At 68.1% G+C, this 9,004-nt stretch carries 8 protein-coding genes and 1 other RNA gene; 5 read left to right on the top strand and 4 right to left on the bottom strand.

Features of this window, described 5'->3' with window-relative positions; genetic code table 11:
• The 4 genes from AC30N0_RS03640 to AC30N0_RS03625 form a co-directional block, all read left to right on the top strand.
• Window positions 1-937: ATP-binding cassette domain-containing protein (locus tag AC30N0_RS03640; RefSeq protein ID WP_489516572.1), on the top strand; the 937-nt coding region annotated here is incomplete at its 5' end.
• Window positions 938-1,058: 121 nt separating this feature from the next.
• Window positions 1,059-1,640, top strand: a complete 582-nt coding sequence (locus AC30N0_RS03635) for an OmpA family protein (RefSeq protein ID WP_489516571.1) — start codon at window positions 1,059-1,061, stop codon at window positions 1,638-1,640.
• Window positions 1,641-1,674: 34 nt separating this feature from the next.
• Complete coding sequence (locus AC30N0_RS03630; protein ID WP_489516570.1) at window positions 1,675-2,535, top strand: thymidylate synthase; 861 nt, start codon at window positions 1,675-1,677, stop codon at window positions 2,533-2,535.
• A gap of 83 nt (window positions 2,536-2,618) precedes the next feature.
• Entirely contained in the window at window positions 2,619-3,332 is a 714-nt protein-coding gene (locus tag AC30N0_RS03625; RefSeq protein WP_489516569.1) for an SOS response-associated peptidase, read from the top strand.
• A 222-nt stretch (window positions 3,333-3,554) separates the two neighbouring features.
• On the opposite strand, the gene ssrA is transcribed toward AC30N0_RS03625, so the two are convergent.
• The 4 genes from ssrA to ompA all read right to left on the bottom strand — a co-directional run bounded on the left by ssrA (window position 3,555) and on the right by ompA (window position 6,087).
• Window positions 3,555-3,925: a transfer-messenger RNA gene (ssrA, locus tag AC30N0_RS03620) on the bottom strand.
• A 12-nt stretch (window positions 3,926-3,937) separates the two neighbouring features.
• Window positions 3,938-4,624 carry a phosphoglycolate phosphatase gene (gene gph / locus AC30N0_RS03615; protein WP_489516568.1) on the bottom strand — a complete coding sequence of 229 codons (687 nt, stop codon included), beginning with the start codon at window positions 4,622-4,624 and terminating at the stop codon, window positions 3,938-3,940.
• Window positions 4,621-5,325 (bottom strand): bifunctional 2-polyprenyl-6-hydroxyphenol methylase/3-demethylubiquinol 3-O-methyltransferase UbiG, encoded by a 705-nt coding sequence (gene ubiG / locus AC30N0_RS03610; RefSeq protein WP_489516567.1) that lies wholly within the window; start codon window positions 5,323-5,325, stop codon window positions 4,621-4,623. Before ubiG ends, gph begins: the two co-directional genes overlap by 4 nt.
• A gap of 78 nt (window positions 5,326-5,403) precedes the next feature.
• On the bottom strand, window positions 5,404-6,087 hold the full coding sequence (gene ompA, locus AC30N0_RS03605; RefSeq protein ID WP_489516573.1) for an outer membrane protein OmpA: 684 nt from the start codon (window positions 6,085-6,087) through the stop codon (window positions 5,404-5,406).
• Between the two features lie 258 nt (window positions 6,088-6,345).
• Here ompA and gyrA point away from each other — a divergent pair, with 258 nt between their 5' ends.
• On the top strand, window positions 6,346-8,982 hold the full coding sequence (gyrA, locus tag AC30N0_RS03600) for a DNA gyrase subunit A (RefSeq protein ID WP_489516566.1): 2,637 nt from the start codon (window positions 6,346-6,348) through the stop codon (window positions 8,980-8,982).
• Window positions 8,983-9,004 lie beyond the last annotated feature (22 nt).

Here is a 9,004-nt window from a genome sequence, read left to right as displayed (position 1 = left end):
GCGCGGCGACATCTCGGCCGGGCACCTGGGCCAGACGGTCGTGTACGTGATCATCCTGGTGGGCAGCGTCGCCGTGCTGTCCGAGGTCTACGGCGACCTGCTGCGCGCCGCCGGCGCGACCGAGCGGCTCATGGAGCTGCTCGCGCTCGAGTCGCCGGTCGTCTCGCCCGCCCGGCCGGGGGCGCTGCCGGCGCGCAGCGGCGGCGCGGCGGTGCGCTTTGACAACGTCACCTTCCGCTACCCGTCGCGACCGAAGCACCCGACGCTCGCCGGCTTCAATCTCGACGTCGCACCCGGCGAAACCGTCGCGCTGGTCGGCCCGAGCGGCGCGGGCAAGAGCACCGTCTTCCAGCTCATCCTGCGCTTCTACGACGTCGAGGCCGGGGCCGTTCTTCTCGACGGCGAGCGGGTCGACCGGGTGGCGCTCGAGCAGTTGCGCTCGCGCATCGGCATCGTGCCCCAGGACAGCGTCATCTTTTCCGCCGACGCGATGGAGAACATCCGCTACGGCCGCCCCGCCGCGAGCGATGCCGAGGTGGTCGCCGCGGCGACGGCGGCCTTCGCGCACGACTTCATCACCGCCCTGCCCGACGGCTATCGCACCTTTCTCGGCGAGCGCGGCGTGCGCCTCTCCGGGGGGCAGCGGCAGCGCCTTTCGATCGCCCGGGCCATCCTCAAGAACGCGCCGCTCCTCCTCCTCGACGAAGCCACGAGCGCGCTGGATGCCGAAGGCGAGCGCATGGTGCAGGCCGCGCTCGAGTCGGCGATGCGCGACCGCACCACGATCGTCATCGCGCACCGGCTCGCCACCGTGCAGCGCGCCGACCGGATCGTCGTCATGGAGGCCGGCGGGATCGTGGAGTCGGGAACACACGCCGAGCTCATCGCGGCGAATGGCCTCTACGCACGCCTGGCCGCGCTGCAGTTCGACCGGTGAGCGAGGGCACGGTGCGTGTAGGCGTGAGCCGACAGGCAGGGCCGCGACGCACCGACAGACGCGGGCCTCTCCCCTTTTCCACACTGCGCCCTGGCCGCCCCGTCGGCCCGTGGGAGACGTCATGACCTTGCATCGAAGGCTCGCTGCGACCCTGGTGGCCACGCTGGCGGCAGCGCTCGTCAGCGGCTGCGCCGGCGTCGGCGGTCGAGGGTCGGCGGCGCCGTCGTCGGCTTCGCCGAGCGGCATCGGCCCGGGCTGGTCGCAACGCATGGAAGACCGCCGCATCGCGATGGAGCGGGCGACGCGGGGCAGCAGCGCCGAGGTCGTTCGCACCCCGGACAATCAGCTGAAGCTGGTCTTTCCCAGCGAGATCGCGTTCGACCCGAACGGCTTCGCGATCAAGCCGCGCCTGCGCGGGCTGCTCGATCCCCTGGCCGGGCTGCTCAAGGGCGACGCCGCAGCCGGACTGACGGTGATCGGCCACACCGACGGCTCCGGCTCGGAGGCGACCAACAACCCGTTGTCGCTCGACCGTGCGCAGAGCGTGCGCGACTACCTGGTCGGCCGCGGCGTGCCAGCGACGCAGATCCGGACCTTCGGCCGCGGCGCGCGCGAGCCGGTCGCCGACAACACTGCCGAAGCGGGACGGGCGCGCAACCGCCGGGTTGAGATCTTCGTGCGCGAGCAGGCACCCCAGGGCTGAACGGCGCGACGGCCGCGCTGAACATAATCGGCGCATGCCATCCCCTGCCCCGCCGCGTCCGGAGAGTTCGCGACCACCCGTCCGCTCGCAGTACGAAGACTTCATGCGCCATGTCCGCGACCACGGCGTGGCGAAGGCCGACCGCACCGGCACCGGCACCCGCAGCGTGTTCGGCTACCAGATGCGCTTCGACCTGCGCGAGGGCTTCCCGCTGGTGACGACCAAGAAGGTGCATCTGCGCTCGATCATCCTCGAGCTGCTCTGGTTCCTGCGCGGCGACGGCAACGTCCGCTGGCTGCAGGAGCGCGGCGTCACGATCTGGGACGAATGGGCCCGCCCCGACGGCGACCTCGGCCCCGTGTACGGCGTGCAGTGGCGGTCGTGGCCGACGCCGGGTGGCGGCCATGTCGACCAGATCGCCAACGTCGTCGAGCAGCTGCGCACCAGCCCCGACTCGCGCCGGATCATCGTCAGCGCCTGGAACGTGGCGGACCTGCCGAAGATGGCACTGCTCCCTTGCCACGCCTTTTTCCAGTTCTATGTCGCGCCGGCCGTCGGCGACGCGCGCCCGCGCCTCAGCTGTCAGCTCTACCAGCGCAGTGCCGACATCTTCCTCGGCGTGCCCTTCAACATCGCCAGCTACGCGCTGCTCACGCACATGCTGGCGCAGCAGTGCGAGTTCGACGTGGGCGACTTCGTCTGGACCGGCGGCGACTGCCACATCTACAGCAATCACGCGGAACAGGTCGAGCTGCAGCTGTCGCGCGCGCCACGTCCCTACCCGACGCTCGAGATCGCCCGCCGCCCCGCCTCGATCTTCGACTACGTGCTGGAGGACTTCACCGTGGCCGGCTACGACAGCCACCCGGCGATCAAGGCACCGGTGGCGATCTGACGCCCCATGCCCCCTCGGCGAGCGTGGCGCAATTCACTCGAATCGCCCTCCACGAACGAATGACGTGGCGCTAAAGTGTAGGGATGTCCAGCAACTACCTTGCACCGACGCCATCCGAACTCGAGCGCGAATGGGGGCTGCTGCTTCCCGGCGAGTGGCACACGGACGTCGTCGCCGGGGAGTACGCGCCCATCATCCGGCGCTTCGGCATCGGCGAGGCGGCGCAGCGCGAGGTCGTGCTTGCACGCTTCGGCCTGCTGCCGGCCTCCGCCAAATCCGAGAAGCCCGCGGCGACAACCGTGAATGCCCGTTCCGAGACCGCGGCGACGCGGTCCGCGTTCAAGGGCGCCTTCGCCGCACGGCAGTGGTGCATCGTTCCTGCGCAGTCCCTGTACGTCCCCTGCTACGGTGCCGACGACCCGAAGACGCCCGAGCGCTGGCGCATCCGACGCGCCGACCGGTCGCCTCTGAGCATCGCCGGCTTGTGGGACCGCTGGGTGAGCACCGAAGGGCGCGAAGTGATCAGCTTCACCATGCTGACCATCAACTGCGACCTGCATCCGCTCCTGTCACGCTTCCACCGCCCCACCAACGACAAGGGCGAGCCGGCGGAGAAGCGCACACCGGTCCTGCTCGCCGAAGAAGACTTCGACGAGTGGCTCGACACCTCGCCCAGCCGCGCTCCGATCTACTTCGGCACCTTCGGCAAGGACGACCTCGACGCGGAGCCCGCGCCGTCGGCGACCCGGCGCACGACGGCGCTCACGCCCCTCGACACCACCACCTCCGAGCTCTGACCGGTGCGGCTGGCCGCGTCACCCGCCGGGCTCAGCCGCCCAGCTCGAACAACCGAGACGAACTGGACGGCAACGGCGCCGCCGAGCGAATAGCCCTCGACGGCAGCCCGCTCGGACGGGAGCGAGCTCTGGGCGCCGAACTATCGGGATTTTGGCAACAGCACGAACGATCTCGCGAATGCCCGGCGGCGGGCATCGCGCCGGGTCCCTCGGGACCGTGTCTGGTGGAGCTGGGGGGAATCGAACCCCCGTCCGAAAGCCTTTGTCAGGCAGATCTACACGCTTAGCTGGCTGATTTGGTTTTAAGGGCCCAGGTCGCGCAGCAGCACGCTACCTTGGCCCCGATTCACTTAGTTTGATCCTGCGCCGAATGACGCGACGCAGGACGAGCCCATGTGTATGACTTCGCAGCCCTCGGGTTACCCCTCAGGCCCAGCCCATCGGCCAACTGTTGCGAAGCTCACCGGTTTTAAGCGGCGAGAGCGTACGTTTGATCGTTCGCAGTTACTTTGTTTCCAGTGGATTTACGAGCGAACTGGTGCTCGGCGTGCACTGTTCCAACTCCGAACCCTCGTCGAAGCCAGGTCAGCCCCAGGGAGCCTAGTTTAGGCCAGCCCGGCCGCCTTCAAGTCCCCGTCGATCCATGCCAGCAGGTCAGCAGGGCTGTCGATGATCGTGTCCGCACCCCACGCGCCGACCGGCTCGCCCTGGCCCAGGTAACCCCAGCCCGCGGCCACGGTCCGCATGCCGGCGGCGCGGCCGGCGTCGACGTCGCGGCGGTCGTCGCCGACGTAGATGCAAGCCGCAGGCGTCACCTGCAATCGGCGGGCGGCCTCGAGAAGCGGCGCAGGGTGCGGCTTGGCATGCGCGGTCGTGTCGCCGCACACCAGTGCTGCCACGGCGCCGCCCCAGTCCAGCCAGGCCACCAGGGGCTCGGCGAAGCGCGCCGCCTTGTTGGTCACGATGCCCCAGGGCAGGCCCCGTGCTCTCAAGCTGTCCAGCACCGGCAGGACTTCGGCAAAGACGCGGGTCTCGGACGTCATCCTGGCCTCGTAGCGGCGCAGGAATTCGTCGCGCATTTCGAGATAGCCGGCCGCGTCGGGCGCGAGGTCGAAGCCGAGGCCGACCATGCCCCGTGCCCCCGAGCCGACCATCGCACGCAAGGCTTCATAGGGCAGCGCCGGAAGGCCTCGCTCCTTGCGCATGTCGTTGCAGGCGCCCGCCAGGTCGGGCGCGCTGTCGATGAGCGTGCCGTCCAGATCGAAGAGGACGGCGCCGACCGCGGCTTTCATGGCGTCTTGCGGCAGGCCAGGAGGTAGTTCACCCCGGTGTCACCGCTGAGGCTGTAGCGCCGGCTCAAGGGGTTGTATTCCAGCCCTCGCGTGGCCACCGGGTCGAGGGAAGCAGCCCGGGCCCATCGGGCCAGCTCGCTCGGCCGGATGAACTTCGCGTACTGATGGGTGCCCTTCGGCAGGAGCGACAACACATGCTCCGCGCCGACGATGGCGAGCGCGAACGCCTTGGCGTTGCGGTTGATCGTCGAGAAGAAGACCCAGCCCCCTGCCCTGACAAGCCTCCCGCATGCGCTGACGACGGAGGCGGGGTCGGGAACGTGCTCGAGCATTTCCATGCAGGTCACCGCGTCGAAGTGGCCCGGCAATTCGTCGGCGAGCGTCTCGACGGCCACCTCGCGGTACTCGACGCGCGGCGTGGCAGCCTCGATCGCGTGCAGCTGCGCCACCCTCAGCGCCTTCGTCGCGAGGTCGATGCCGAGCACCTGAGCGCCACGACGCGCCATCGCGTCGGAGAGGATGCCGCCGCCGCAGCCGACGTCGACCACCTGTTTGCCGGTCAACGGGCACCACCCGTCGATCCAGCCGAGCCGCAGCGGGTTGATCTGGTGCAGCGGCCGGAAATCGCTTTCCGTATCCCACCAGCGGTGGGCGAGATCACTGAATTTCGCGAGTTCGCGCGGATCGGCGTTCACGACCATTTCGAATACTCCGGCTGGAAAAAGAAAAACCCCGCGAGGCGGGGTTTTTCGAGCAGCGAACGCCCTCTCGGGCGCGACTTACCTGCCGCGGGTCCCGACCACTTCGATTTCCACGCGACGGTTCTTCGCGCGCCCTTCGGCAGTCCGGTTGTCGGCGACGGGCTGCTTCTCGCCCTTGCCTTCGGTGTAGACGCGGTTCTTCTCGACGCCCTTGCTCACCAGGTACGACTTGACCGCTTCCGAGCGGCGGATCGAGAGACGCTGGTTGTAGGCGTCGCTGCCGATCGAGTCGGTGTGGCCGACGGCGATGATCACTTCGAGGTTCAGGCCGCTCATCTTGCTGACGAGATCATCGAGCTTGGCGCGGCCTTCCGCCTTGAGCACGGCCTTGTCGAAGTCGAAGAAGGCGTCGGCGGCGAAGGTGACCTTCTCGCTCGTCGGTGCGGGCACGACGGCCGGAGCAGGAGCGGGCGCAGGGGCCGGAGCCGGAGCAGGCGCCGGAGCCGGCGCGGGCACAGGAGCGGGTGCGGGTGCGGGGGCGGGTGCGGGTGCGGCCGCCGGTGCGAGAGCGCCGTCGCAGCCAGCAAGAGCCGTCGCCGGCGTCCACACGCCATTGCGCCAGCACAATTCATTCGTCCCGTTCTTCCAGGGCAGGCCGGTACCGCTGACCCAGTTGTCCACCGTCTGCGCGGAGACGTTGGCGAACGAGGAAGCCAACGCGGCGGTTGCGAAGAGCGACGCCACCTTATTCAGTTTCTTCATGATTCTCCTCTCGAGGGAAGGCAATAGAGTTCTGTTTAAAAGGTCCGAACCTGTCCAAAAATTACTGGCAAGACCCGGTCCGCGGGTGCTGACCACCGACCGAGTCATTGTGCCATAGGGCTTTCATTTGACCTGATTTTGCCCCGGTGACAGACGCTCTCCGGACCACGCTGTTGCGTGTCTGCGACAGCCCTTGGCAACTTAGAATCCTGCCCTGCGCTCGGCTCTTTTGTGCTCCAGCGTCCCTCGAGCCGAACCATGACCCAATTCGCCAAGGAAACACTGCCGATCAGCCTCGAGGAGGAGATGCGGCGGTCCTACCTCGATTACGCCATGAGCGTGATCGTCGGCCGCGCCCTGCCCGATGCGCGCGACGGCCTGAAGCCCGTGCACCGTCGCGTGCTCTTCGCGATGTCGGAGCTCAACAACGACTGGAACCGGCCGTACAAGAAGTCGGCGCGCATCGTCGGCGACGTCATCGGCAAGTACCACCCGCACGGCGACCAGTCGGTCTACGACACCATCGTCCGCATGGCGCAGGACTTCTCCCTGCGCCACATGCTGGTCGACGGGCAAGGCAACTTCGGTTCCGTCGACGGCGACAACGCGGCGGCGATGCGCTACACCGAGATCAGGCTGGCCAAGATCGCGCACGAGATGCTCGCCGATCTCGAGAAGGAGACGGTCGACTTCGGGCCGAACTACGACGGCAGCGAGAAGGAGCCGCTGGTCCTGCCGTCGAGGTTGCCGAACCTGCTCGTCAACGGCTCGGGCGGGATCGCGGTGGGCATGGCGACCAACATCCCGCCGCACAACCTGAACGAGGTCGTCGACGCCTGCCAGCACGCGCTGCGGCACCCTGAGGCGACGATCGACGAGCTGATGGAGATCCTGCCGGCGCCGGACTTCCCCACCGCCGGGATCATCCACGGATTGGGTGGTGTGCGCGAGGGCTATCGCACCGGCCGCGGCAAGGTGATCATGCGCGCGAAGTGCCACTTCGAGGACATCGACAAGGGCCAGCGGCAGGCGATCATCGTCGACGAGATCCCGTACCAGGTGAACAAGAAGAACCTGCTCGAGCGGATGGCCGAGCTGGTGCACGAGAAGAAGCTGGAGGGCATCAGCCACATCCAGGACGAGAGCGACAAGTCGGGCATGCGCGTCGTCATCGAGCTCAAGCGCGGCGAGGTCCCGGAGGTCGTCCTCAACAACCTCTACAAGCAGACGCAGCTGCAGGACACCTTCGGCATCAATATGGTGGCGCTGATCGACGGCCAGCCGAAGCTGTGCAACCTGAAGGACCTGATCGAGATCTTCCTCGAGCACCGGCGTGAGGTGGTGACGCGGCGGACGGTCTTCGAGCTGCGCAAGGCGCGCGAGCGCGGCCATGTGCTCGAGGGCCTGGCGGTGGCGCTGGCCAACATCGACGAGTTCATCGAGACCATCAAGGCCTCGCCGACGCCGCCCGTCGCGCGGCTGGCGCTGATGAGCAAGAGCTGGGATTCCTCGATGGTGCGCGAGATGCTCGCGCGCGTCGGCAGCGAGTCGGTGCAGGGGCGCGACGCCTACCGGCCGGAGGGCCTGTCGCCGAACTTCGGGCTGCAGGCAGACGGCCTGTACCGGCTGTCGGACGACCAGGCGGCCGAGATCCTGCAGATGCGCCTGCAGCGCCTGACCGGACTCGAGCAGGACAAGATCCTCGGCGAGTACCGCGAGGTCATGACGCAGATCACCGACCTGCTCGGCATCCTGGCAACGCCGGCCCGGGTCACGACCATCATCTCCGACGAACTCGCGGCACTCAAGCAGGAGTTCGGGCAGACCAAGCTCGGCGCCCGGCGCAGCCACATCGAGCACAACGCCCTCGATCTCGGCACCGAAGACCTCATCACGCCGACCGACATGGTCGTGACGCTGTCGCACACCGGCTACGTCAAGAGCCAGGCCTTGTCCGAGTACCGGGCGCAGAAGCGCGGCGGGCGCGGCAAGCAGGCGACGCAGACGCGCGAGGACGACTGGGTCGACCAGCTCTTCATCGCCAACACGCACGACTACATCCTCTGCTTCACGACGCTCGGCCGGGTCTACTGGCTGAAGGTGTGGGAGGTACCGCAGGGTTCGCGCGGCTCGCGCGGCCGGCCGATCGTCAACATGTTCCCGCTGCAGCCCGGAGAGAAGGTCAACGTCGTGCTGCCGATCACCGACGGCTTCCGCGCCTTTCCTCCCGACCACTACGTCTTCATGGCGACGGCGCAGGGCGTGGTCAAGAAGACCAGCCTCGACGAGTTCAGCAATCCGCGCAAGGCCGGCATCATCGCCGTCGACCTCGATCCGGGCGATTTCCTGATCGGCGCCGCGCTGACCGACGGCACGCACGACGTGATGCTCTTCAGCGATGGCGGCAAGGCCGTCCGCTTCGACGAGAAGGACGTTCGCGCCATGGGCCGCGGCGCCCGCGGCGTGCGCGGCATGGCGCTCGAGCCGACGCAGGGCGTCATCGCCATGCTCGTCGCCGACGATGAGTCGCAAAGCGTCCTGACCGCCACCGAGAACGGCTACGGCAAGCGGACCAGCATCGTCGAGTACACCCGGCACGGCCGCGGCACGAAGGGAATGATCGCGATCCAGCAGTCCGAGCGCAACGGCAAGGTCGTCGCCGCGACGCTGGTCCGGCCGGACGACGAGATCATGCTGATCACCGACAGTGGCGTGCTGGTGCGCACGCGCGTCGCCGAGATCCGCGAGCTCGGCCGGGCGACGCAAGGCGTGACCCTCATCGCCCTCGACGACGGGGCCAAGCTGATCAGCCTGCAGCGCATCGTCGAGAACGATGCCAACGGCGATGCCGACGAACCGGTCGACGGCGCAGCCACTGAAGGAGACGACGAGTGAGGATGCTTTTGCGGGCCCTGGC

Origin of the sequence: Rhizobacter sp. (assembly GCF_031412495.1) — a bacterium.
Taxonomy (GTDB): Bacteria; Pseudomonadota; Gammaproteobacteria; order Burkholderiales; family Burkholderiaceae_C; genus Schlegelella_A.
Note: the sequence above shows the minus strand (reverse complement) of the source record. Positions and strands in the feature narration are given on the sequence as shown.

What these genes read in the sequence shown, in the direction of transcription:
- AC30N0_RS03635 (WP_489516571.1), top strand. Translation starts at nt 1,059, where the DNA reads ATGACCTTGCATCGAAGGCTCGCTGCGACCCTGGTGGCCACGCTGGCG.
- AC30N0_RS03630 (WP_489516570.1), top strand. Translation starts at nt 1,675, where the DNA reads ATGCCATCCCCTGCCCCGCCGCGTCCGGAGAGTTCGCGACCACCCGTC.
- AC30N0_RS03625 (WP_489516569.1), top strand. Translation starts at nt 2,619, where the DNA reads ATGTCCAGCAACTACCTTGCACCGACGCCATCCGAACTCGAGCGCGAA.
- gph (WP_489516568.1), bottom strand. Translation starts at nt 4,624, where the DNA reads ATGAAAGCCGCGGTCGGCGCCGTCCTCTTCGATCTGGACGGCACGCTC.
- ubiG (WP_489516567.1), bottom strand. Translation starts at nt 5,325, where the DNA reads ATGGTCGTGAACGCCGATCCGCGCGAACTCGCGAAATTCAGTGATCTC.
- ompA (WP_489516573.1), bottom strand. Translation starts at nt 6,087, where the DNA reads ATGAAGAAACTGAATAAGGTGGCGTCGCTCTTCGCAACCGCCGCGTTG.
- gyrA (WP_489516566.1), top strand. Translation starts at nt 6,346, where the DNA reads ATGACCCAATTCGCCAAGGAAACACTGCCGATCAGCCTCGAGGAGGAG.